We start from the raw sequence: 23739 nt of genomic DNA on the forward strand, positions 1-23739 counted from the left end.
ATTTTTTTGTTACAGATGAAGTGGGAATAGCTGAACAGAGGGTAGTCTATGAATTACCATTAGAACTATTTCAATCACCCTACCAAGTTTTTCTGAGTTACTTGAAAAGTCTAACTTAATTTGACAATTTAGGCAATAAAGAAATCCTAGACAAGCTTTTGAGCTATTCAGAAGACTTGAAATACCACTATAATCTCTATCAGCTCTTGCTTTTTCACTTTCAGAATAAGGAACCAGAGAAATTTTTTGGACTCATTGAAGACAATATAAAGAAGGTTCATTCTCTTTTTCAGACTGTCTTTAAAACATTTCTAAAGGACAAAGGGAAAATCATCAATGACCTTCAGTTATCCTATTCCAACGCAAAATTGGAAGCGACTAATAATCTCATCAAACTTATCAAACGCAATGCCTTTGGTTTTCGGAACTTTGAAAACTTCAAGAAGCGAATTTTCATCGCTCTGAATATCAAAAAAGAAAGGACGAAATTTGTCCTTTCTCGAGCTTAGCTTTTCTTCAACCCACTAAAGTTGACAAAGAGCCGTAGATTTTAGGTATTTACCTTGTCTACTTAAGAGGTATCATATCATCGAGATAAAGGTGATTTGTTTGTTCCTAAGAATTAGGTTTTAGGTTTGACTTGTGGCAACTTCTGGAAAAAGCTTGTCTAGAATTTTTGGAGTGATAGCTTGTCCAGGACCTTCAGCACAATAGGTGTGAATATACATAGCGGGATTGAAGTTGAGCTCGATACAAGTGAAATGAGGTTTTTCCTTGCTAGCAGGCTGAGTTTTATCTGGAATGATGAGGTCAACCCCGCAAGCCCAGGCCCCCATGCTAGTTGCCATAGCTGCTGCCAATTCTTGGTAAGAGGAATCTATTGTCTCAGTGACATCAATAGAGTCACCACCCGTAGAAATGTTGGAGTTACGGCGGAGATTGACCTTTTTCCCTTCTGGGAGAATATCATCAGGTGCATAACCTTGCTGAGTCAACATCAATTGTTCGATGTCTCCTAGCTTAATGATTTCCAGAGGTGAGCGGTGGTCACGGCCTCGCAATGGATTGGCATTTTTCTGAGCGACTAATTCACGAATGGTGTGTTTGCCATCACCGACAACATTAGCAGCGACACGAAGGAGGACAGACTCACAACGCCCGTCCAGAATGAAGAAACGGTATTCGGTTCCTGGGATAAATTCTTCAACAAGAACAGCTGTATCTTCTGCAAAGGCAATCTCGAGAGCTTTCTTATAGTTATCAAGGCTGGCAGGCTCTTGGAAAATGGAAATGCCCAGACCGAAGTTGGTTGATTTTGGTTTAACCACAATTTGCTTGCCCTTGATAAGAGGATAGTAGGCTAGACCTTGTTCTAGACTGGTAAATTCGTCGCCGGCAGGGACAGGGAAGCCAGCATCAGCCAGGATTTTTTTGGTCACGGTTTTATTAGCCATGGCAAGAGGAACTACATAGTTGTCTTTTGAGGTCATGTTACCATTTTTGACGTACTCAACATGATCTTTATGCCAGAGTTTAAGGAATTGATCCTGCTCATCTAGGATTTCAAAATGAAGCCCTTTTTGAATGGCATCAAAGAGCAGCATCTGGGTAGAAAGTTCCATCTCCTCATAACCCTTAAGGGCATAGTGGGCAGTCCAGTCGTAATCATGATAGGCAAGCGCCTTGTCAAGGGCAAAGTCAGAAAGGGACTTGTCTTTGATATGAGGAAGAAGTTGAGCAGCTAGTGTCTGACTGGAATCTGCAAAGGCATCTTTAACTTGTTTGACCAGACCTTGATGATAGTCACCAAGCCCAAAATGTTGCACCAGTTGGTCTAGAGCTGTCGTAATGTTCTGAGTTTCAGCTTCAGAAGGTAGAGGTTCTAAAGGATGAGAGAGGGCAATTTTTTCATTCAGCGCGTGACCTTGAGCCAGAGCCTGATCAACATTTTCAGGGGCATCCAGCCAGAGGAAGGCTAGAAGGAGTAGGTGTACGGTATCCATGGTAGTTTGGCTAATACCGATACGCTCAAAGGGGTTGAGGTCGAAGTTACGGAATTCCAGGTAGGTGATTCCCTTGTCAAGGAAGGAGCGATTAACCTTTTGTCCACGGAAACGAACAGCCGAGTAAAATTCCTTTTCCGCAATCAAATCACCTTGTTCGATATAGTTTTCGATGGCAGAGACATAGTCTTCTAGGCTTGCAAAAGATACTTGTATTTCTTCCTTATTGACATAACCATGGTCGCTGTTTCGGAAGGAACGCACGAGTTCAGGCACTTCTTGGTCGAAGAAGCCTTGCTCAGCAACAGGTGCAGCCCCAAAAAGATAGGTAATCACCCAACGGTAGCGCAAGTAGTTTTGAGCCAGCTTAAGATAGAGGGCGTTTTTGAAGGCAATTATATCGGTCTGATTACTTTCTTGGAATAGGGCCTCAACCAAATCTTTCCCTAGTTCCATATTATAGTGGATACCTGAGATAGCTTGTAGTTTAGTTCCGTATTTTTCGGCCAGGTAGTTACGATAATAGCGTTCAAATTCATTTTCCAGTTGGGCAACTTGGATTTCTTGGGCGTTGATACGAGGAGGCATGGACAAGGGCCAGAGAAGTTCATCTTTACTGATGGAACGTCCAGCTACATCGGTAATGGCTCCAAGAAATCGACGAGCCTCAGTGGTAGATTTAGCAACTGGTGTGATGAGTTCCATCTGAAACTCACAAAAATCTGTTTGAATATAAGGGTGGAAACTTCGAGCTCCTAGCCATGAAGGGTGAGGCGTATGTGCTAATTTTCCCTGTCTATCGACACGAAGACTTTCGCGTTCAATTCCAAAGTTAGCTTGAAGGATAGGGCTAGTAGGCTCCAGCTTTTGAAGCAGTTGATTTATAGTCATAGAGTCACCTTTTCATCTAATGTTAGTGATAGTCTATTATAAATAGGAGAAGAAAACAACTTTCCGCTACGGTTAAGGGGAATTTCCGAATGTTTCAGATAAGAATTCTTAAAACCAATTGTTTTTTAGCTCTATTATATGCAAAAATTGTAAAATACCCACTGATTTTTATGTAAAATGTTATTTCTCTTGGAATTTAAATCAAATTAGCCTATACTAATGACGTATATATGAGAACGAAAGAATCCCTAGGGTCGGCACTGCACCCATAAAATGAGACACAAGAAAACACTCCTGTTGAATTCTGGTAAACTAGAAACAGGGGTGTTTTGTTATGGTCAAAAAGCATATTCAGTAGAAACTAAGCTAGCCTGTATCGAAATGAAGAAGGCAGGCAAATCAAATAAAGTTATCATGGATACCCTCAGCATCAAAAATGCTAGTCAGGCCAAGACCTGGTAGCGATGGTATCAGAATGATGAATTGTACCGTTTCCAACAACCCGTGGGGAAACAATATACTTATGGTAATGGGATGAAACAGTTATCTGAAGTGGAACAGTTACGTTTGCAGGTAGAATTACTAAAAAAGTATCAGAACTTGATAAGAGAATCGACAAAGTAAGTCTTATCAAGCTAGTAGAAGAGTATAAGAAAACGTGCCCTGTATCGATTATTTTAGAATGTTTCGGCGTCAAACGCTCCACCTTTATCGCTGGAAACAGGAGTGTAAGAATTCTCAGAAAAGAGGCGAAATAGCAGATAATGGCTGTATCGAATGGTTTCACTCTGTTCTCAAGTCTGAAACCTTCTATCTCCATAAGTGGAGAAACATAACTGAAGATAGTCTAACAGATATTGTCAAAAATTACATCATATTTTATCCTGATAATTATGTATCACCATTGAAATAGCCTGCGTGGAACTTGTTTAGACACCGTTAGTTGTGGACAAGTTTCTTTTTTTATTTTAGGTGCACTAAATGAATCTCTCCCAAAATGTGTTGAAAATATAAATAGAACTCTGGCTTTCTCCTAATGCAAATACGGGAAGAGTTGAAAAACTCCAACCTGTAACCTCTCCTCTAGCTATTCCACCTATTTCATGCTAGAATAAAGAAAAACACATTTGGAGGCATTATGAATCAGACAGTGACTTATTTGCAGGAATTGACAGCCATTCCTTCCCCGACCGGTTATACACGTGAGATCGCAGACTACTTGGTCAAAACCATTGAAGGCTTTGGGTACGAAGTAACTCGGACTGCTAAGGGTGGGGTGAATGTGACCGTGCCTGGTGTGATCACAGACAAGCAACGCTATGTCACAGCCCATGTGGATACCTTGGGAGCTATTGTCCGCGCGGTGAAAGCAGATGGCCGCCTCAAGCTAGACCGTATCGGTGGTTTCCCTTGGAATATGATTGAAGGGGAAAATTGTACAGTCCATGTAGCCAATACAGGAAAGACCCATTCGGGGACAATTTTGGTCCATCAGACTTCTTGCCACGTCTACAAGGATGCGGGAACTGTCGAGCGGACTCAGGACAATATGGAAGTCCGTCTGGATGAAAAAGTGACCAATGAAAAAGAAACCCGTGCCCTTGGCATTGAAGTGGGTGACTTTGTCAGCTTTGATCCCCGGACCATTGTGACAGATACTGGCTTTATCAAATCTCGCCACTTAGATGACAAGGTGAGTGCGGCGATTCTCTTGAATCTTCTGCGCGTGTACAAGGAAGAGAAGATCCAATTGCCAGTAACGACCACCTTTGCCTTTTCAGTCTTTGAAGAAGTGGGGCATGGGGCTAATTCAAGTATTCCGGCTGAAGTAGTCGAATACTTGGCAGTGGACATGGGAGCTATGGGAGACGACCAAGCGACGGATGAATACACGGTATCCATCTGTGTCAAAGACGCTTCAGGACCGTATCACTACGAGTTCCGTCAGCATTTGGTAGCCTTGGCAAAAGCCCAAGAAATCCCTTATAAGTTGGACATCTATCCTTTCTATGGATCAGATGCCTCTGCAGCCATGAGCGCAGGAGCAGAAGTGAAACACGCTCTTCTCGGGGCAGGGATCGAATCTAGCCACTCATATGAGCGGACCCACTTGGATTCTGTAGTCGCAACAGAGCGCATGGTCGATGCCTACCTCAAGAGCGAATTAGTAGATTAAAAATAACAACTATATTACGTAGTGGTTTAGACTGAAGAGAGAGTTGTTTTAGAAACTTTCCTTAGGTGAGTACGGACGTCAGCGAACTTCTACGAAGTTCCATGACTTAGTTTTGAACCTAAAGTTTCAAAACTCCCGAGTGCCTGAAACAAATGTGTTTCAGGCACCTATCTCACAGCGGAAAGTTTCGTTATACTTTTGTTTGGGTCTAAAATCAATTATTTCAATTATTATAAATCGCTATGTCACTTGATTTTAAAAGGATTTGATTCTATTCAGAACTACTCTCCGGAGTAGTTTTTTAAAAGACTAAAATTTTCTGAAAATTCCTTTTCTTCTGAAAATCTTTGTGGTATAATCTTAAAATAAACTTAAAATTTCTTAAGGAGTTTTACATGAAAAAAAGAAATGTCATTGCACTTGCGGGAGTTGCCCTCCTTTCAGCAGGTATCCTAGCAGCTTGTTCTGGAGGTTCTAAATCATCTAGCTCAAGCAACGGCCAAAAATTCTCATATGTCTATGAGACTGAGCCAGAAAACCTAAACTATATCACATCTGGTAAAGCAGCAACCCACGATATCACTGGAAACTTGATTGATGGTTTGTTTGAAAATGATAAATACGGGAACTTGATTCCATCTCTTGCAAAAGATTGGACAGTTTCGCAAGATGGCTTGACTTATACTTATAAACTTCGTGATGATGCTAAATGGTATGATTCAGAAGGCGAAGAGTATGCGGATGTAACAGCTAAAGATTTCGTCACAGGGATCAAATATGCGGCTGATAACAAATCAGAAATGCTCTACATCATCCAAGATTCTATCAAAGGCTTGAATGACTACGTTAGTGGTAAAAATAAAGATTTCTCAGCTGTAGGAGTAAAAGCAGTTGATGATCATACCCTTCAAATCACTTTGAACCAACCAGAATCTTACTGGAACTCTAAATTGACTCTTGGGATCACTTTCCCTGTCAACGAAAAATTCGTGAAATCAAAAGGGGATAAATTCGCTCAAGCAAGTGATACTAGCTCTCTTCTTTACAATGGTCCTTACATCTTGAAGAGCTTTACTTCAAAATCTTCTATCGAAATGACCAAGAATGAAAACTACTGGGATAAAGACAAGGTCTACATCTCAGATGTAAAATTGGAATTCTACGATGGACAAGACCAAAGTAAATTGGCGAAATCATTCGGTGAAAATGCTCTTAGCTTGGCAAAACTCTTCCCAACTGGATCTGGTTACTCAGAGCAAGCCAAAGAATTTAAAGACGAAATCACCTACACTCCTCAAGACGCCGCTTCTTACGTCATTGGTACCAACATCGACCGTCAATCTTACAAACACACTGCTAAGAAGACCGATGAAGAAAAACAATCTACTAAGAAAGCCCTCTTGAACAAGGACTTCCGTCAAGCGATCAGCTTTGCCTTCAACCGTGAAGCTTATGCTGCTCAATTGAACGGAAAAGACGGAGCAAGTAAGATCATCCGTAACCTCTACATTCCACCAACATTTGTCCAAGCTGATGGCAAGACCTTCGGTGAAATGGTGAAAACACAATTGGATACCTATGGAGATGAGTGGAAATCTACTAAACTAGATGATGGTCAAAACGGTCTCTTCGATGCGAAGAAAGCGAAGGAAGAGTTTGCAAAAGCGAAGACGGCCTTGGAAGCAGAAGGTGTGAAATTCCCAATTCACATCGATATGCCTGTGGACCAAACGACTCCATCAAGAGTTCAACGGGTGCAATCTTTCAAACAATCAGTTGAAGAAGCGCTTGGTAAAGAAAATGTCGTCATCGATATCCAAATGCTTTCGAAAGAAGACCTTCAAAATGTGACCCTCTTTGCGCCAAATGCGGCTGGCGAAGACTGGGATCTCTCTGATAATGTTGGATGGAGCCCTGACTACCAAGACCCATCAACTTACATGGATATCTTGAAAGCTTCATCTGGTGAAAATACTAAGACTTTCCTTGGATTTGACCCAAGTGAAAACAATGAAGCAGCTAAAAAAGTTGGTCTGTACGACTTTGAAAAGATGATCAAAGATGCTGGTGCAGAAACACAAGACGTCAACAAACGCTATGAAAAATATGCGGCTGCGCAAGCTTGGTTGACTGATAGCGCCCTTGTTATGCCAACTTCTTCATCAACTGGACGTCCATTCTTGACACGTATCGAACCATTCTCAGCTCCATTTGCATGGACTGGTGGTAAAGGAAAAGACCACGTGATCTACAAAGGAATGAAACTCCAAGACAAAGCTGTGACAAGTGCTGATTACAACAAAGCCCTTGAAAAATGGCAAAAAGAACAAGCAGAGTCAAATAAAAAAGCACAAGAAGATCTTAAGAAACACGTTAAATAAGGAGCGATAACCGAGGCTGATGCCTCGGTTTTTTTGTGGATCAGATGAATATCTGTTTGATATTAAAACGCTTACATAGTATAATGGGAGTGTTGATTACAAAAAGTTAGGAGACTGACATGAAAAAGAAAACAATGGTTTCCATTGTCGCATCGAGCTTACTGATCGCGCCAATGGTTTTGCACCAAGTAGCAGCAGCAGATGAGCAGACAGAAGAGTTAGCACCATCGACAGAAGTGGTCCATGCTCCATCTACTGAAGCAACACCGACAGCACGTGACACAAGTACTAGCTCTAGTGAAGAAAGCGCAAGCACAAGTGAGGCATCGCTGGATCGGGTGGCAGGTGTCAATCAAGTAGCCCCTGCTACAGAAGAACACTCAAGACAAAGTGAGCCTACTGTTCCAGTAGCAACTCCAGCAGCAACAAACAGGGAAGCTGCACCTCAATACACTCCTACTTCAGAGGCACCGGCAACAAGTCAGGATTTGGCAAAGGTCACAGGTTCGACCCTTGCAGCGGATCAGACCTCTAAAGAGTTGACAGTGCAAGATGCTGTTAATGGCTTGCTTCAATGGGCAGCAACGGATCCAAGCCAATTGGGCCAAAGCCAAGCAGATCGGGAACGCTTTGCCAAGAGTTTGGGCTTGATTGAAAAATCAGAAGATCTGACCCGCAAGGTCAGTCAGCCAGAGTTGACCAAGATGTATGAGACAGCTAAGAAACTCTATGATGCTTATCGATCTGAAAAGAAAAGCCCTCTCTTTCTAAATGGTCGGGCCCAGCCTATTTTCTCTTATACAACGGGAGAAAAAGCTGATGAAGACTACAAATATGAGGACAGCCAAATTGTCCGCTTCCCAGTCTATGTTGAAACGGACTACGACACCGATGCCGACGGCAAGCCAGACTTGGTCAAAGCCATTGTGCAGTTGCCAAGAGCAGTCGCGCAAGGTGATTTTAAGGCAGCCACTATTCTGGAAGCGCGCCCTTACGTAGCGGGGACGCTTGATGAAAACTACGTGACCCTCGAAAGTTTGGGGCTTCCAACGGACGGTAGCTATGACATGAAGAAACTGCACAGCCAACCTGCAAAGAGACAGCCAGTAAGCAGTGAAACAACAGTAGAAGCAGCCAAAAAAGCCAAGGCATCGGATTGGTATTACTACAGTCCCTACGAGTATATCTATGACTACGAAGATCTGAACTGGTACGACTATTTCTTGGTCAGAGGCTATGCCTTTATCTCTAGCGCCGGACTTGGTACCAAGGGATCAGAAGGATTTAACACGACGGGGTCTGATCTCGAAATCAATGCCTTCAAGAATATCATCGAATGGGTTAATGGCAAACGCAAGGCCTACACCGATAAGACCAGCAATGTCGAAATCAAGGCCGACTGGGCAACAGGCAATGTCGCTATGACAGGTCTCTCCTGGGCTGGAACCACGACCTTTGGTGTGGCAGCGACAGGCGTAGAAGGCCTAAAGACCATCGTTCCAGCAGCAGGGATTGCCTCTTGGTATGATTATTTCAATAGCCAAGGAACCCAGTTTGGCAATGCGCCTTATAGTGATCTTTCATGGCTCTCCCTCTACGTTAGCACGCGGATGCTGGACCAAGACGACTGGGCAGGGATTTGGCAAAACTATTCCAACTACATCAACCAACTGAACAAGGACCAGTACGCCCATGATCGTAACTACAGCGATGTCTGGAAGGAGCGGGATTATACCCTTCATCCAGAAAATCTCAAGACCAGTGCCCTGATCGTCCATGGCTTGAATGATGACAATGTCAAGACCAAACACTTTGAACTCATGTACGATGCCCTCAAGAAAGCAGGACAAGATGTCAAGCTTTATCTTCACCAAGGAGATCACGTCTATCCAGCAGCTATGTCACGGGGATACGGCATCACCGCCAATGGTCAGGACTTCTATGACCTGCTCAATACCTGGCTGACCCATTACCTCTACGGAGTGGACAATCACGTCGAAAGCTTGCCAGCGGTCCTAGCTCAAAACAACTATGATCCAAGCAAGTGGACCAGCTATGATAACTGGAAGAGCAGTCAACGTCTCTTCTTACATGCAAGCTCGAAACGTCTAGAAGAAACCATTTCTAGTGATTATGCGGCTGCAGGTGTTGAGATCGCTAAACGTAATGAAACAGTCAGCAAAGCCTCCTCTAAGGCCAATCTAACCTTCGTTTCTGATGTTACTGAGGACACTACGATCAAGGGCCACATCCCTGTCCATTTCAAGGCAGCTCTGGCCAAGGGTCAAGGAAAGAATTTCCAAATTAACGCCCTCTTAGTAGACGTGGCAGATGAGGACTTTGACGTGGTAGGAAATGGTAGCGTCAAGCAAGATAAAACAGCAGACGGTTTCTGGATGGGAAGCAATTTAAGCAACCTATCTGTTGCCGAATACGAAACCATCAAGACCAAGTACAAGGTGATTGCAAAAGGCTGGATCAACCTTGCGAACCCTGAGTCTGGCTACGATTCAGCAAGCTCACGCGCTAGCATTGAGCCAAAAGTTGGAGAATACCACGATTATACGGTCTATCTCCAACCAAATCTCTATACGGTTAAGAAAGGTCACAAGTTAGCACTTGTTTTCAACACCTATGACCCATCTGATTTAACGGTGGAGCATCCATATGAAGTGACCTTTAAGACAGATTCTATCCAGGCGGCGATTCCAATTGTTGAAAAGACCCGCGCCCAAAAGGCAGCTTATGTACCAAGTGCAACAGATACAGACTATGCGAATTTACCAGAAGTTGAAGGTGCTGCTCTAGTCGCTCCAGAAGTGCACTACAAGGAAGAATATAGGCTTCCAAGCCCAGAATCCTTTGTCCAACCAAGCCAAACTCTTCCTGAAAAAGCAGAGCAGATGCAAATAGGATCAGCAAGACAAGAGCACTCTCTTCATACACTAGCTGTATCTTATGGACCTCAATTTGTTTCACAAGGATTGGCAGAAGATCCTCAAGCTGCAACTCTTGTAGTGGGAGGGGAGAAAGCAGATCATACGCTTCCTCAAACAGGGAGCAAAGACCATTCTCTGGGTCTCTTAGGGGTGATTAGCCTAACAGCTTCTAGCCTCATCTTTTGGCGCAAAAAGAGAGAAGATGCCTAAGGACTCCCCGTAGCAAATATTTCTAAAATGGCATCTTTTAGTGTAAAATAAAAGTAGAAATGCAGAATCAGTAGTCACTACTGAAAAAGGAGGAAATATGGCACACATAATCACAGATGCAACTTTTGAACAAGAAACCAGCCAAGGCCTTGTCTTGATTGACTTTTGGGCAACTTGGTGCGGTCCATGCCGCATGCAAGCTCCAATCTTGGATCAGTTGGCAGAAGAAGTACATGAAGATGATTTGAAAATCTGTAAGATGGATGTCGATGAAAATCCAAATACAGCGCGTCAATTCGGTATCATGTCGATTCCAACTCTTCTCTTTAAAAAAGATGGACAAGTTGTCAAACAAGTGGCTGGAGTTCATACGAAAGCCCAATTGAAAGAAATCATTGCAGAATTGAGTTAAAAAGAAGGGAGTGGGAAAGAACTCCGTAAAATAAAAAAAGTTGAAAAGGTTCCCCAAACCTTTTCAATTTTCCCACCCCCGTATAGCTTCAACAGTCTGGGAGACTGTTGAAGGTTGTGGATAAAGGAAACTTTGTTTCCCTCATTAGGTATCTTCGGAGCTTAATAAGCGAACGAAGATACCAATCAACCACTGCGTCATACAGTTATTTCTATCAAACATCGAAGGCTGGATAATTTTTTCCAGCTTTTTTTTGATACTCTTTATTTCTTTCAAATAGGCGTGATACCCATTGACAGCGCTTTCTTATAATGCTAAAATGAAGCTGTGTTTCCTATAAAATTTTTACAGAAAAAATTCTCCTAGGAACATATAGATCCTAGGAGAAAATTACATTTATTGGTTATTGGCCCTCTGTATCTTGGGCTACCCAGACGCTGACAGAGCGCTCTGCCACTGGGAATTCGGCAGTACCGTCTTCTTGAACTTGGACAGTTTCGCTACAATTTTCTAAGATATCATAGTAGGTGAGACCTGCGTAGGATGAGCCGATCTCCATGACTTTTGTAGCAGCTTGGTTATTCGAAACTAAGCAGGCGATTGGTGCTGATTCTTCTGTACCTGAACGTGTCCAACCGATGCAATTAGGATCATCGAAGTAGTCCGTTTGTTCCCCATAGGCCAGATCTTTACGAACCCATAAGAGGCGATCGAGGACCTCTTGGAAACTTTCTTGCGCAAATTTGCCCTCGATCCCGTAGTAGTCTCCATAGAAGACACAAGGCAAACCAGCTTCACGAAGTAAGATCAAGGCATAGGCTGCAGGCTTAAACCATTCTTCAATGGTAGATTCCAAGGCTTGCCCTCGTTGGGTATCATGGTTGTCCACAAAGGTTACGGCTTCTTCAGGATGATTCTGTGCTAGTGTTCCGTTAAAAATAGTTCGCAGGTCGAAATTTTCACCTTCTTGACTAGCTCGGAAGAGATTTTGGTGGAGGGCCACATCGATCAAGTCATACAAGTAGTCAATGCTTTCTAAGTACTCATCGTTGGTTTCTGTGTCCCCATTCCAAAATTCGCCAAAGACGTAGAAATCTTCTCCATATTTTTTGGTGATATTGTGGATGAAATTCTTCATAAAGAAGGAGTCAATGTGCTTGACTGCATCTAGACGGAAGCCCTCAACCCCTGTTGTTTCGATAAACCATTCAGCCCATTGGTCGAGATTTTCTACAACCTCTGGATGTTTGAAATCGATATCGGCATACATGAGGTAATCGTAGTTTCCGTTTTCCTTGTCAACCAGATCTCCATGAGCCCAACCTTTGTTGTCCCCTTGGATTTGGTAGATCCCACTTTTATTACGTGAAGCATCGTAGTCCGTACCGGTGAAATGGTACCAATGCCAGTGGAAGTCATTATAGGCGCCATTTCGGCCATCAAAGGTGAATTTGGTCCATCCTTGAATGGTGAAGGGCTCAGTGAGGACCTTGTTTCGATCCATTGGATCCACCTCAACGACCTCGAATTCCTCTAAGCCATCGGCAGCAGCTTTATGGTTGAGAACGACATCGGCCATTGGTTGAATCCCTGCATCTTTGAGGGCTTGAATGGCTTGAAGATAATCGTCTTTGAAACCGTATTTGGTACGAACTGTTCCTTTTTGATCGAACTCGCCCAAATCAAAGAGGTCATAGACTCCGTACCCAACGTCATTGTTAGAAGTAGCTTTAAAGGCAGGCGGCATCCAGACCTTGCGAATACCCAAGTCTGCTAAGTGTTGCGCATCTTCAGCAAGACGCGACCAGTGGTTCCCATCAGCGGGCAAATACCACTCAAAATATTGCATTAAGGTTTGATTTTCCATTTTTATTTCTTCTTTCATGTGAATGTCCCTATTTTACCAAAAATAGTTGGATGCGACAAACGTTTGCGCTGGAAGCAAGCCCTTTCTAGAAAAGAAATCGCATACATGAAAGAAATGAAGTGAGAATATAAAAAGTAGCATTTTATTTACGTAGAAATATCAGTCTGGTACATATATTTCTATTCATTTTATAGTTTGATCATATCAAAGGAGGATTGGTTTGAAAGTGAAAACCACCAATAGAGAGAGCATCGAAACGATTTTTACCCAAGCCTTGGCAATCCCAAGCTTCACCAATACTGAGACCGAACAAGGAATCGAAACCTACCTGGATCAACGGCTTGCCCAGATTCCCTATTTTAAGGAACATCCGGACCACTTTGGGCGCTATCAGGTGCCACAGGATCACTTGCATCGGTCGGTCAATTGGGCCTTGGTCGATAAAGGCAAGAAAAAAACTCTTATCCTGTTTCACCACCATGATACAGTCGATCTTGAAGACTATGGACATTTGTCAGAAATCGCGCTCGATTCTGATAAAGTAGCAGCAGCCTTGAAAACATTGGATAGGCGACCCGATATGCAGGAAGATTTAGCTTCTGGGGAGTGGAAATTTGGCAGAGGGTCTTGCGATATGAAAGCAGCTTTGGCCCTTCAATTAGGGGTTCTAGAATCCTATGCGGCGGATCCCTCAGGAGGTCAGGTCAACCTGCTCTATCTCTCTGTTGGAGATGAGGAATCCTATTCCCGTGGGATGCGGGGAGCCTTGGGCCTCCTCACTGATTTACAGGAAACCTTTGATCTGGATTATGTATTAGCAGTGGATTCAGAGCCCTTTGAATCAGAATTAGGAAAAGAAAAGGTTCTTCACATCGGTACAGTCGGTAAACTAATGCCAGTCGTTGTGGCGCAAGGTGTCTTGTCCCATATGAAGGAACCTCTTAAAGGGATCAATGCCTTGTCCCTCTTAGTAGCCATTGCAAGCCAGCTGGATCTTCATCCCGATCTGGCAGATCAGGCCTTGGGAGAAACGTCTCCTCTTCCTTCTTGGTCCTATCTCAGAGATTTGAAGGAGCAGTACGATGTATCGACCGTGCTCTATGCGGCTGGTTATTTCAGTGTGTTGCATTTGAAGAAAACACCCCAAGAGCTCCTACAGCGGATTTATGAGCTTAGTCAGGAGGCCTTGGACGCCTTTTACAAGAAGTACGAGCACTTGCAGGATCAGGCAGGCCAAGACCATATGATTGCAAGGCCAAGAGTCATCACCTATCAAGAACTAGAGGAACGTTGCCAAGCCTTAGAGGGCTACCAAGACTTTAGAGAAGCTTCTAATAAAAAAGCGGAGCAAGATTTTCGTAATGGGACCAGCTACCAGAGCCTTGCGATTCAGCAAATCCAGCGACTCCTTGAGTTTCTCGGAGATAAGGATCCTATGGTGGTCATCGGTTTTGCGCCCCCATATTATCCTTCCATGAATTGCCGCTTTTTAGACAATACCGATTTCAATATTGTGTCCCTCATCACTGATTACCGCGAGTATCTGGACACAAGAGGTTACCTCTTAAAAGTCGAAGAATACTTTATGGGGATTAACGACACCAGTTATTGTGCCTTGGAAAAGGATGTGGCCTCTTATCAAGTCGTCTTGGATAGCCTAGCCACACCAGCCCAGGTCTATGATCTGGATCTGGAAAAAATTGCTCACATTCAGGTTCCAGCAGTTAATCTAGGACCATGGGGTAAAGAATTGCATAAGCGAGGAGAGCGGGTCTACAAAGAAGACTTCTTGGAGACCATTCCAAACTATCTGCTAGAATTGCTCTACCATTTCGATGATCGCTTATCAACAGAATAAGAAAAACGGTCCCAACGAGGATCAATTAGGGAGTTAACATGATTACATTTCACGGAGTTACCAAAGATTACGATGGGCACATTGCCCTTAACCACTTGGATCTGACCATCGAAGATGGGCAAATTGTCGGACTGATTGGCCATAACGGAGCTGGAAAGTCAACGACGATTAAGAGCTTGGTCAGTGTCATCACCCCAACCACTGGATCCATTGAAGTGGATGGTCAGGACCTCTATAGCCATCGGCTGGCGATCAAAAAGAAGATCGGTTATGTGGCAGATTCGCCAGATCTTTTCTTGCGTCTCACAGCCAATGAATTCTGGGAGTTGGTTGCGACCTCTTATGATATGAGTCAGAAAGACTGTGACCAACGCTTAGAGGAGCTTCTTAGGATCTTTGATTTTCAGAGCCACCGCTATGAAGTGATTGAATCCTTTTCACATGGGATGCGCCAGAAGGTCTTCGTCATTGCAGCCCTCTTGTCAGATCCAGATATCTGGGTCTTGGACGAACCGATGACCGGTTTGGACCCACAGGCTTCTTACGATTTAAAACAAATGATGCGCCAGCATGCGGATCGCGGCAAGACGGTTATTTTCTCTACCCACGTCTTAGAGGTTGCTGAACAACTCTGTGATAAAATCGCCATTCTCAAAAAGGGTAATCTCATTTTCTATGGGACGATCGAGGAATTGAAGGGCCAACATCCCGAAGAAAGTCTGGAAAGTATCTATCTCAGTCTAGCGGGTCGGAAGGAAGAAGGTGGCGATCATGCGTCTTAAGATCATCCGGCAGCTGGTCAATGTTAATATCATCTATGCCAGTCAGCCCGCTCAGATCGCAAAATTACGTGCCAAACAGGCCAAAAAACCAGACATCAAACTCAATGTTGCCCGCAAATCGGTGCTCAACTATCTCTTTTTAGGATTGGTCTATTTCCTCATATTTGGCTTGCTCTTTAGCATCTATGATTTTGTCCATCAACCAGCCTTCTTTGTCAATATGGTCGCCCTCTTTTCCTTGATGACCATTTCCCAAGGCTTTATGAGCTTTTACAATGTCTTTTATGAAAGCAAGGACCTCCAGTTTTACCGGCCCTATGCTTTCTCAGATGCGGAAGTCATTGCTGGAAAGAGTATCTCGGTCATCCTGACCCTTCTCATGGCTATCCTTCCCTTGGTCAGCTATTTTCTGATCCTGCCTGTGCAAGCAGGCGGCTTCAATCCGTTAGGGATCCTGCTAGGGCTCTTTTGTGCCTTAATTCTCTTAGGCGTTCTCTTTTTATCGACGATCATCCTATCCCATCTGATCACTAAGACCCTCTTTTTCAAAAAACACACGACCCTGGTCTCCAACATCATGGTCGGAATTGGTTCTCTTCTGAGTCTAGGAGCTTATCTCTATCTGAATCTAGTCCAAACCCATCGGGTAGAAGTGTCGGGTGGCGCAGATATTCCCATTCTATTTCCACCTTTTACGGCCTTTCATCAGTTCATTCTCCATCCTTTTGATGGAGAAGCGATTCTAGGCCTCTTAGGATGGATCCTGGTCCTTCTGGTCTTGATTGGCCTGGTTCGCAAAATCGTGATCCCGCAGTTCTATGATGCAGCCCTTGCAGTTGCGACCAACCAAACCGTCAAAGAGCGCGTGAAAGCCATCCATGTGGGTCAGAAAGACTCCTTTAGACAATTTGTCATTCAGTATCATCGCAGACTCTTGAGCGATGGGACCCTTATGGTGCAAGTCCTCTTGATGATGAGCATTCTGCCTTATATTTTCCTCCTCAGTGGAGCAGCAGGAGCATCGAAAAATATAGGAGGCCTCAGTCCTTACCTGACGCCCCAGTATCTGGTGCCACTGACCCTTGTTGCCATCTTGATCGGTGTTTTCAATAGTTTTGGAGGCTTAACCAGTATCGGTATTTCGCTAGAGCGCGAAAACTTTGAGTACTTGAGATCCCTCCCTATTGATTTCAAACGCTATCTCTTCATGAAGTTTTGGTTGCTCTATCTGGTGCAATCCATCCTTCCTGTCATACTTCTAGTTGGCGTTTGTCTCTATTTTGGCGTCCATCCCTTAGCCATCCTAGCCATGTTGCTGATCTGGGTCGTAACAACCATTCCGATCTGCATCCGAGACTATGTCAAAGATTTTCAGAACTTTAGCACCAATTGGACCAATATCACAGAGTTGATGACCCGTCATCGTGGGAATGCAGTTCTTCAGTCTATCCTCTTGATTGTCTTTATCTTTGTGATGTTTCTCTTGATCATTGTTAGCTTCATTTGGACCTATCATTCCGTCAGCACCCTGCTGGCTGTGATCCTTTATAGTGTCATCCTGCTAATCGGAGCTGGGATCAGTTCTACCATCTACCGCAAAAAAATCCGCAGTCTCTACCAAGAGATCGGAGAATAAAAAGAGAGAGTAGGACAGAAATCGGTCATTCGTTAGAATTCGATTTCGTCGTCCCATCTCCGCACAGTTGAGTAGGGCTGTAAAGCTGATGAAATCAGCATAGTAAAGCCCACTCAACCACTGCGCCTTGCTCGACAATCCAAAAATAATTGAGAGGCTAGGACTTTTGTCCTAGCCTCTTTTTAGTGGTAACTTAAATCTCATAGCCCATGAGGAGCCCGCCTTCTTCGGCATAGAAACTACAAAGTCCAGAAGTAGGAAGGACTTCGATTTTTGCACGGGCAAATTTTTCTCGAACCAATTCAGAGAATTGCTCGATAAATTTTTCATTGTTGCAGTGGGCGATGGTAATATGCCCGCCATTATAGCCTGCCTTGATTAATTCATCAAAAGCAGCCTTGATCGCTTTCTTTTGGCCCCGTGCTTTTTGAAGCAACTCGAGGGTACCCGTCTTACTAGCTTCCCCAACCATACGGATATTGAGGAGCCCGACAACCGTTCCGATCAATTTGCTGAGACGCCCATTTTTGACCAGATTATCGACCTTAGCCAAAACAAAGAGCAATTTGGTTTTAGACTGATAAGTAGTGATCACATCAACCACTTGATCAAAATCGAGTCCTTCAGTGACCAACTGATTAAGCTTGCGAACGATTAGGTCCACCTCGCCCCCAGCTGACAAGCTATTAATGACGTGAATATTGGTATTCGGATGCTCTTCCAGATAAATTTTCTTGGCCACCTCGGCACTATTATAACTACCAGAAAGTGTCCCTGTGATGGTAACAACGAAGATATTATCCGCCCCTTCAAAAGACTTCATATAATCATCCGGACTTGGGCAGGCAGACTTAGATGCAGTCGCAGTCGCATACATCTCCCCCATCATCTGATCGATATTGAGTTGGGCATCATCTGTATAGATGGTATCACCCACTTGGATGGTCAGTGGGACACTGACAAACTCCGTATCTGGTGCCAGGTTGTCCAAAGAGCGGTAGTCACAGCCTGAATCCGCAATAATTTTCCATTTCATCAGTTCATACCTCATAATTGTATAAAAATGTACATTGACAAGTAGTTTGTCTTCTTTTACAATTATATCATGAAGTGCAATGCTATCCAAGCAGATATCATCAGGTGAGACAGATAGAAAGTAAATGTTATGGCAGAAAGAAAAATATCCGAGAAGTCCTTGGAAAATCTCAAACGATTTAACCAAGAAAACAATGCGATTACACGAGAATCCATCGAAATCTCTCTCCTGCAATTGTTGGAGAAAAAAGATCTGAAAAAGATCACTATCTCTGAGCTGGTTCAGCGTGCAGGTGTCTCTCGAGCAGCTTTTTACCGTAATTATGACTCCAAGGAAGAGATTCTAGAGTCCATCTTTCAATCTAGTATCGCAAAGATTACCAAGTCTTTAGATGGCTACAACCTCAAGACAGACCTCTACCAAGTTTGGGTCTACCTCTTTAAGGAAGTCAAGAAAGAAGCCAAGATCATCAGTCTAGCCATTGATTATAATTTCGAGCGGCTCTTGACCAAGGCAGTCTATGATTTTTTAGAAAAACAAAATGGCAGCTCCTCGAATGGCGCTGGTAGCTACCTCAATTCCTTCTGGAGCTCAGCCATTGTCTCTGTCATCTCCAAATGGATCAAGGATGGCATGAAGATCCCCGCTGAGAAGATCGCGACCCTTGGTCTGCCCCTCTTTCCACAAAAGAAAAAGTAAACACCACCGAGAGGTGGTTTTTTTCTTGTAACTATTTCCAACTAGTGAGGAAGTTGCCCCAGTCGCAAAATTTCGGTATCATGGTAGGAGTTAACTAGGAGCGTGGAGGTTGAAATGAAACGAGTGAAAAAGAAAGTAGTAGGAGTGCTAGTCCTTTTAGTAAGTATAGGCTCTTTCTACATGTGGAAGCAAGTTCAAAAGCATGGAAAAACGAGTCAGCAAGAAACTAAGCAGAAATATATAGATGCGAAAACTAAGAAACCAACAATTCATGTTTTTGATGACAATAAATTTGTATTTGTTGCGCAAAAAGATGGGATAGGTGGGATAGCATTTGGTCAAGATTATATTTCGGTTTTGGATGTCCATCAAAAACAGATCAATGAAAGTATGATTGATAGAGAGAAAAATGGCTCACCTAAAATTGCAAAAGACGAGTATTTTAATATTATTTCTTATGATTTGAATGCTGCTGGCTTCCCAAGTAAAAAGACAGAACTATATCAATTATTAGGGAAAAAAGAGTATCGAGGCGCATACGATATCAATCAGTATTATGCAGATAACAAGGATTATATACCGGTAACTTTGTATAAAGTTGGAAATAATGATAGTAGAAAAATCATAGTTGATATTTCGAATCAAAAAATTGAAGATCTTGAAAATTTTGAGGATTATGGGAAATCAACTTTTTCTGTCGCTGAGCAGGAATTGTCAAAGGGGAATGTATATAATAACATTCGACAAGCTATGCAAGAGAAGTACCATTTGAAATTCACAGCTGGTTATATTGATACCTTACTTTCAAAAGAAGATCGTGAAAAGATAGATATTTCCAATACAAATTTTGCACAAGACTATCCGGAAATGGCTAAGGATATAAAGAATTTAGCTCGTTTATATATGAGACCTAAACAGTACTCAACCAAAGAGTGGTTTGATACAGTTCTTCATTGGTTTGCACCAAAGGGGCAGGATGTGTTAGAGGTCTATGCGACGGATCCAAAGACTGGTGAGAAAACACAAATAAAATCCTACGATGAACTGCAGGTTTGGTCTGCTAATCATCCAGAGTAGAAAGGGTAAGAAATATTATGAAAAGAAAAAGTTACGTTGAAAATATTAAAAATAAAAATGAGTAAACAAATGGAACTAAAATTTAAAAATTCAAATATGACCTGTTTTCAGATTGTCCAGATAGATCAAGAATCGAAAAAGTATATCATGGATACGAGTACAATGAGTCCTAAGAGTTACTACTGGGGAATTAAAACAGATACGATTACAGTGGATATGGTGGAGATCGAAAAGAATAACAATCATTTCGAAATTAAGCCTACAACACCTGTCAGTACGACAATGGCAGCCATCATTGTCCAACCAATTGTCAAAGTTGGTTATGATGTTCTAAAGCTGCTTTTTATTCAAAACAATCTTAGTGAGCAAGTGTTATTAAAGTTATTGCTCTTTGCAATTTCAATGCTGATTTCTTATTTTGCCATTCTGATTTCATTAAAGGTGGCCCATAAAAAAGCTGATAAATGGATTCCTAAAAACAGCCGTAAATACACAGTTACCTTTACAACTATTAAGAAAAGTAACGGAGGAGTATATCCTTTAGTTGGAGCAATTTTCAGTTGTTTACTTTTCTTTATTGGTTTGAATAATGGAACAGAAGGAGCTTTTTTGGTAATCAATGGAATCGTATCCTTATTCTTTTTCATGTTTACTCTAGGAAGTTACCCAATTGCTTATCCCTACAAGCAAGGTCAAATTGTTCTTGAAAAAATAGAAGAACAGTAGAAGTTTTGTGATATCGTAGAAGTTACTTAATTGGCAAATACCATTAATTCAGAAAGTGATGAAATAAAATAAATGGAAGTTGATTTTAGAGCCTTGGATGTCTATTATTTTGGCATCCTTGAAATGAATGGAAAAAGGTATGTTTTAGATTCAAATTCTATGACATCTAAACGTTACTATTGGGGATTTGCTCCTAAGGAGTTCAAGTTGGATATCATAGAGTTAGAGGATTCAAATAGAAACTTTGACAAAAAGATTAAAATGGCTCCGGAAGGTAGCCATTCGATAGCGGTAGGTATTGGAATTGCACTTAGTTCGGTACTATATAGAATAGGGGCTGGAATTTTTAGATATTATAGCATTAGTCAGAATCTCTATTTAAAAATCTTGTTATTTCTAATGTCATTTCTGATAGCTTTTGTCATTTATAGATTCATCCTCTGGAGATCTCGAAAGGAAATTGCTAGACGCCTTACACCCAATCGTCCAAAATATAAGATCGTCTTTCGAAATGTAAAGAAGCAACGACAATTTCATGCTTATGTTTTTCTTATTCCAATTTTTATTGTGTTTGGATTCTATATGAATACTCATGATGGAACTGAAGCTTGTTTTCTTTATATCAATGGCATGTTGGCTTATCTTTGTATTTGGATAGAGTCAGGTAGTATTCTATTTGAATATGCATATGAGAAAGGGCGTGTTGAATTTGAGAGACTGGAAGCAGTGGATGAGGATAAATCTGTTTAGAAAGAAAATTAAAAGGAACTTTGCATGCTAAAAAAAGCAAAAATTGAACAATTATCAAAAATCAATCTTCGTTACCGGATATTACAAATGGATGGTGAGTCTTATTTAGTCGATGCCGATCGTCCCTTTCTCATTAGCTATTTCTTTCCATGGATTTTAAGCTTCATCCCTCATCGAGCCTATCCTTTAACTAAGGAAGAAGTGCAGACTCTAGCTCCCTCGGATCTTTCTAAAGTTCTCAATAAAAAGGATACTCAGAAGAAAGGTCTTGCTTCAGCTTTCGGTATGGGTACAACTGCCGTGCTGTTATCGAAAGCCTTTCCTATTGAAAAGTATCTCTATTTTTCTTCGCATGTGCTAAATCTGGGAATCTTGCTTCTAGTATATAGCCTTGTAATAGGGATTCGGATATGGATAAGCATTCGGAAACCGATGCCTAACATTGTTAATAGCAACCACCCTATAAAGGTATACCTCGTCACAAATGATAGAAAGCATCGATTATTATCAATGATGGCTCCAACTATTTTTGCTGGATTGGTTGTATTTTCATCTTGTGCAATATTTAGTAATATTGCTCCAAACTTTATCCTTCATGTAGCTTTGTTGATATTTTTATCGCTCTTCATGTTTTTTGGTAATATACTATTTTTTTCACCAGTGGTGGATTACAAAGTGAAAATTAAATCTCCTAGAAAGGATCTGTTTAAATCGTGAAAATGACAAAGAAAAAAATGATGCTAGCCTTACTGGTTTTGCTCTCGCTCATTGGTGGGATTTGGCTTTATATCCGTTTTTCAACTGAGAGTTATTACAAGCAATTTCAGGATTATAGTGGAAAAGCGAAAATTGATGACTATGAGATGATTGCGGATGGTGCGGGCATTATTACTCACTGGAAATCAACGGATCCCAAGGAAGATCGCTTGATGAGGGAATATGGGTCTTATTATTATTTTGATCCTGTCAGAGTCGGTTCAAAGCATATTTTGCATATGAATGTGAAATTTAGAGAAAATTTTTACTATCGTACAACTCCTCCAGAAAAGGATGAATATTGGACTGTTAGTGTCTACAAGGTTAATGGAGAACGATTGAAAGAAGAGAAAGAGATTGATTTGTTTAAAGTTGTTGAACAATTTGATCCGGATTATATTCCTACAGAATTAGGCTCAGTGTATTCATGGAATGGACGTGAGTTGGTTTCCTTACAAATTCGCAGTACCAAAGATAACTCAGTTCGAAAAATGATGTACTTGAATCTAGACACTCGTAAACTGGAAAGAAATGAGACCTTAGAGAATGATCACCAAAGAAAACCGATTCCAGATTTCAATGTACCAATTGATCGTGAGAAGAGCAGTATTGAAGAATTGAATTTTTTTAAAAATTGGTTTTCGATTGATCCCAAGGATCTCTCAAAAACGCAATTTAAGAAATCTTCCAAGGCCTATCAACTCTTAAAACAAAAAGATACTAAAGTCATAGTAATAAAGCCCCAGAATAGTGCGGATCAATATGCAAGAAGTATTGCTGTATTTGAACTCTTTATGAAGAAGGGTGTAAATCTCTATAGAGATGCTACGATTCCGGCTGAGCTTTCAAAGGATGGACAAGTCCATACAACACAAACTAAAGAAGAATTAGATCACTATTACGATCTGGAGAAGGCGCGTAAGATATATAATGAGATTGATTGAAGTAAGAAATACAAAGGACAAGAACGATGATCGAAGAACGAATCCAAGCTGCTAAGCAGTATGTTAAAATCTTATTTGCTGATCGAGCGGATGGCCATGATGTAGAGCATACCCTCCGAGTCTATACCAATGCGATGAGAATCGCACAAGCAGAAGGTCCATGTGATCTGGAGATAGTGGGCTTGTCAGCCCTTCTTCACGATGCTGATGATGATAAATTGTTTCAAACAGAGAATAATGCAAATGCTCGCATGTTTCTAGAAGAGATCGGTATTCCTCAAGACCAAATTGACCAGATTTGTCGGGTTATCAATGCTGTTTCTTTCAGCAAAAATCGTGGGAAACATCCAGAAACCTTAGAAGGCAAGATTGTCCAGGATGCAGACCGCCTAGATGCGATAGGAGCTGTAGGAATTGCGCGAACTTTTTCCTATGGTGGCCACAAAGGGAGGTCCCTTACTGATACTGTCCAACATTTCCATGACAAGTTGCTTCTCTTAAAAGATGAAATGAACACGGAGACTGCCAAACAAATGGCAGAAAGTCGCCATCAATTTTTAATCATCTTTCTAAATGAACTAGAAAAGGAACTCTAA

The 23739-nt window shown here is 42.0% G+C and carries 17 protein-coding genes and 2 pseudogenes; 16 read left to right on the top strand and 3 right to left on the bottom strand.

Annotated features, from left to right (window positions below):
• Positions 1 to 125 precede the first annotated feature (125 nt).
• A pseudogene (locus O3629_RS06370) lies at positions 126 to 509 on the top strand (transposase); the annotation flags it as partial.
• 120 nt (positions 510 to 629) lie between these two features.
• Here O3629_RS06370 and gshAB read toward each other — a convergent pair.
• A complete protein-coding gene (gene gshAB, locus O3629_RS06375) occupies positions 630 to 2894 on the bottom strand; it encodes a bifunctional glutamate--cysteine ligase GshA/glutathione synthetase GshB (protein ID WP_195424527.1) in 2265 nt (754 codons plus the stop codon).
• Positions 2895 to 3275: 381 nt separating this feature from the next.
• Here gshAB and O3629_RS06380 point away from each other — a divergent pair.
• The 5 genes and pseudogenes from O3629_RS06380 to trxA all read left to right on the top strand — a co-directional run.
• Positions 3276 to 3482 (top strand): annotated as a pseudogene (locus tag O3629_RS06380) (IS3 family transposase); the annotation flags it as partial.
• Positions 3483 to 4032: 550 nt separating this feature from the next.
• On the top strand, positions 4033 to 5070 hold the full coding sequence (locus O3629_RS06385; RefSeq protein WP_371608919.1) for a M42 family metallopeptidase: 1038 nt from the start codon (positions 4033 to 4035) through the stop codon (positions 5068 to 5070).
• A gap of 395 nt (positions 5071 to 5465) precedes the next feature.
• Entirely contained in the window at positions 5466 to 7451 is a 1986-nt protein-coding gene (locus O3629_RS06390) for a peptide ABC transporter substrate-binding protein (protein ID WP_045759588.1), read from the top strand.
• 119 nt (positions 7452 to 7570) lie between these two features.
• Positions 7571 to 10600, top strand: coding sequence for a CocE/NonD family hydrolase (locus O3629_RS06395; protein ID WP_371608920.1), 3030 nt, complete (start codon positions 7571 to 7573; stop codon positions 10598 to 10600).
• 97 nt (positions 10601 to 10697) lie between these two features.
• A complete protein-coding gene (trxA, locus tag O3629_RS06400; RefSeq protein ID WP_049483759.1) occupies positions 10698 to 11012 on the top strand; it encodes a thioredoxin in 315 nt (104 codons plus the stop codon).
• 403 nt (positions 11013 to 11415) lie between these two features.
• Here the strand turns inward: trxA and O3629_RS06405 are convergent, their stop codons facing one another.
• A complete protein-coding gene (locus O3629_RS06405) occupies positions 11416 to 12897 on the bottom strand; it encodes an alpha-amylase (protein ID WP_371608921.1) in 1482 nt (493 codons plus the stop codon).
• A gap of 208 nt (positions 12898 to 13105) precedes the next feature.
• Here O3629_RS06405 and O3629_RS06410 point away from each other — a divergent pair, with 208 nt between their 5' ends.
• Genes O3629_RS06410 through O3629_RS06420 form a run of 3 tightly spaced genes read left to right on the top strand, consistent with a single transcriptional unit; the run spans position 13106 to position 17155 of the window.
• Positions 13106 to 14737, top strand: coding sequence for a M20/M25/M40 family metallo-hydrolase (locus O3629_RS06410; protein ID WP_371608929.1), 1632 nt, complete (start codon positions 13106 to 13108; stop codon positions 14735 to 14737).
• A 38-nt stretch (positions 14738 to 14775) separates the two neighbouring features.
• Entirely contained in the window at positions 14776 to 15519 is a 744-nt protein-coding gene (locus O3629_RS06415; protein WP_371608922.1) for an ABC transporter ATP-binding protein, read from the top strand.
• A complete protein-coding gene (locus O3629_RS06420; protein WP_371608923.1) occupies positions 15509 to 17155 on the top strand; it encodes a hypothetical protein in 1647 nt (548 codons plus the stop codon). Before O3629_RS06415 ends, O3629_RS06420 begins: the two co-directional genes overlap by 11 nt.
• Positions 17156 to 17348: 193 nt before the next feature.
• Here O3629_RS06420 and O3629_RS06425 read toward each other — a convergent pair whose 3' ends face one another.
• Entirely contained in the window at positions 17349 to 18191 is an 843-nt protein-coding gene (locus O3629_RS06425) for a DegV family protein (RefSeq protein WP_371608924.1), read from the bottom strand.
• Positions 18192 to 18320: 129 nt separating this feature from the next.
• Here O3629_RS06425 and O3629_RS06430 point away from each other — a divergent pair, with 129 nt between their 5' ends.
• The 7 genes from O3629_RS06430 (at position 18321) to O3629_RS06460 (ending at position 23739) form a co-directional block, all read left to right on the top strand.
• Positions 18321 to 18890, top strand: a complete 570-nt coding sequence (locus O3629_RS06430) for a TetR/AcrR family transcriptional regulator (protein ID WP_371608925.1) — start codon at positions 18321 to 18323, stop codon at positions 18888 to 18890.
• Positions 18891 to 19004: 114 nt separating this feature from the next.
• A complete protein-coding gene (locus tag O3629_RS06435; RefSeq protein ID WP_247919639.1) occupies positions 19005 to 19967 on the top strand; it encodes a hypothetical protein in 963 nt (320 codons plus the stop codon).
• Between the two features lie 69 nt (positions 19968 to 20036).
• Complete coding sequence (locus O3629_RS06440; RefSeq protein ID WP_371608926.1) at positions 20037 to 20693, top strand: DUF443 family protein; 657 nt, start codon at positions 20037 to 20039, stop codon at positions 20691 to 20693.
• 72 nt (positions 20694 to 20765) lie between these two features.
• Positions 20766 to 21443: a DUF443 family protein gene (locus O3629_RS06445; protein ID WP_371608927.1), complete on the top strand. Its 678-nt coding sequence runs from the start codon at positions 20766 to 20768 to the stop codon at positions 21441 to 21443.
• 24 nt (positions 21444 to 21467) lie between these two features.
• Complete coding sequence (locus O3629_RS06450) at positions 21468 to 22160, top strand: DUF443 family protein (RefSeq protein WP_049473962.1); 693 nt, start codon at positions 21468 to 21470, stop codon at positions 22158 to 22160.
• A 20-nt stretch (positions 22161 to 22180) separates the two neighbouring features.
• On the top strand, positions 22181 to 23143 hold the full coding sequence (locus O3629_RS06455; protein WP_371608928.1) for a hypothetical protein: 963 nt from the start codon (positions 22181 to 22183) through the stop codon (positions 23141 to 23143).
• A 26-nt stretch (positions 23144 to 23169) separates the two neighbouring features.
• A complete protein-coding gene (locus tag O3629_RS06460) occupies positions 23170 to 23739 on the top strand; it encodes an HD domain-containing protein (protein ID WP_049473960.1) in 570 nt (189 codons plus the stop codon).

The organism is Streptococcus sp. 27098_8_12, from assembly GCF_041432115.1.
GTDB lineage: Bacteria > Bacillota > Bacilli > Lactobacillales > Streptococcaceae > Streptococcus > Streptococcus parasanguinis_V.

What these genes read in the sequence shown, in the direction of transcription:
- gshAB (WP_195424527.1), bottom strand. Translation starts at nt 2,894, where the DNA reads ATGACTATAAATCAACTGCTTCAAAAGCTGGAGCCTACTAGCCCTATC.
- O3629_RS06385 (WP_371608919.1), top strand. Translation starts at nt 4,033, where the DNA reads ATGAATCAGACAGTGACTTATTTGCAGGAATTGACAGCCATTCCTTCC.
- O3629_RS06390 (WP_045759588.1), top strand. Translation starts at nt 5,466, where the DNA reads ATGAAAAAAAGAAATGTCATTGCACTTGCGGGAGTTGCCCTCCTTTCA.
- O3629_RS06395 (WP_371608920.1), top strand. Translation starts at nt 7,571, where the DNA reads ATGAAAAAGAAAACAATGGTTTCCATTGTCGCATCGAGCTTACTGATC.
- trxA (WP_049483759.1), top strand. Translation starts at nt 10,698, where the DNA reads ATGGCACACATAATCACAGATGCAACTTTTGAACAAGAAACCAGCCAA.
- O3629_RS06405 (WP_371608921.1), bottom strand. Translation starts at nt 12,897, where the DNA reads ATGAAAGAAGAAATAAAAATGGAAAATCAAACCTTAATGCAATATTTT.
- O3629_RS06415 (WP_371608922.1), top strand. Translation starts at nt 14,776, where the DNA reads ATGATTACATTTCACGGAGTTACCAAAGATTACGATGGGCACATTGCC.
- O3629_RS06420 (WP_371608923.1), top strand. Translation starts at nt 15,509, where the DNA reads ATGCGTCTTAAGATCATCCGGCAGCTGGTCAATGTTAATATCATCTAT.
- O3629_RS06425 (WP_371608924.1), bottom strand. Translation starts at nt 18,191, where the DNA reads ATGAAATGGAAAATTATTGCGGATTCAGGCTGTGACTACCGCTCTTTG.
- O3629_RS06430 (WP_371608925.1), top strand. Translation starts at nt 18,321, where the DNA reads ATGGCAGAAAGAAAAATATCCGAGAAGTCCTTGGAAAATCTCAAACGA.
- O3629_RS06435 (WP_247919639.1), top strand. Translation starts at nt 19,005, where the DNA reads ATGAAACGAGTGAAAAAGAAAGTAGTAGGAGTGCTAGTCCTTTTAGTA.
- O3629_RS06440 (WP_371608926.1), top strand. Translation starts at nt 20,037, where the DNA reads ATGGAACTAAAATTTAAAAATTCAAATATGACCTGTTTTCAGATTGTC.
- O3629_RS06445 (WP_371608927.1), top strand. Translation starts at nt 20,766, where the DNA reads ATGGAAGTTGATTTTAGAGCCTTGGATGTCTATTATTTTGGCATCCTT.
- O3629_RS06450 (WP_049473962.1), top strand. Translation starts at nt 21,468, where the DNA reads ATGCTAAAAAAAGCAAAAATTGAACAATTATCAAAAATCAATCTTCGT.
- O3629_RS06455 (WP_371608928.1), top strand. Translation starts at nt 22,181, where the DNA reads ATGCTAGCCTTACTGGTTTTGCTCTCGCTCATTGGTGGGATTTGGCTT.
- O3629_RS06460 (WP_049473960.1), top strand. Translation starts at nt 23,170, where the DNA reads ATGATCGAAGAACGAATCCAAGCTGCTAAGCAGTATGTTAAAATCTTA.